Genomic DNA, 878 nt, shown 5'->3' with positions numbered 1-878 from the left:
GGGCGCCTCCGTTACTGTTTAGGAGGCGACCGCCCCAGTCAAACTGCCCACCTGACACTGTCTCCGAACCGGATTACGGTCCAAGGTTAGAATTTCAATACAGCCAGGGTAGTATCCCACCGACGCCTCCACCGAAGCTGGCGCTCCGGCTTCTCAGGCTCCTACCTATCCTGTACAAGCTGTACCAAAATCCAATATCAAGTTGCAGTAAAGCTCCATGGGGTCTTTCCGTCCTGTCGCGGGTAACCTGCATCTTCACAGGTACTATAATTTCACCGGGTCTCTCGTTGAGACAGTATCCAAGTCGTTACACCTTTCGTGCGGGTCGGAACTTACCCGACAAGGAATTTCGCTACCTTAGGACCGTTATAGTTACGGCCGCCGTTTACTGGGGCTTCAATTCAGAGCTTCTCCCAAAGGATAACCCCTCCTCTTAACCTTCCAGCACCGGGCAGGTGTCAGCCCCTATACTTCACCTTGCGGTTTCGCAGAGACCTGTGTTTTTGCTAAACAGTCGCTTGGATCTATTCACTGCGGCTCTCTCGGGCGATAAACCCTATCAGAGCACCCCTTCTCCCGAAGTTACGGGGTCATTTTGCCGAGTTCCTTAACGAGAGTTCTCCCGATCATCTTAGGATTCTCTCCTCGCCTACCTGTGTCGGTTTGCGGTACGGGCACCTCTTTCCTCACTAGAGGCTTTTCTTGGCAGTGTAGGATCAGGGACTTCGGTACTAAAATTTCCCTCGCCATCACAGCTCAGCCTTCACGTTGGGCGGATTTGCCTACCCAACAGCCTAACTGCTTAGACGCACTATTCCATCAGTGCGCTCACCCTACCTTACTGCGTCCCCCCATTGTTCAAACGGAAAGGAGGTGGT

The 878-nt window shown here is 53.0% G+C and carries 1 rRNA gene; it reads right to left on the bottom strand.

What is annotated here, in order from left to right:
* Positions 1 to 878 (bottom strand): 23S ribosomal RNA (locus tag D1012_RS21885); the annotation flags it as partial.

The organism is Pseudotabrizicola alkalilacus (genome assembly GCF_003443995.1).
Taxonomy (GTDB): domain Bacteria; phylum Pseudomonadota; class Alphaproteobacteria; order Rhodobacterales; family Rhodobacteraceae; genus Pseudotabrizicola; species Pseudotabrizicola alkalilacus.
This window is presented reverse-complemented; position numbering and strand designations above follow the sequence as displayed.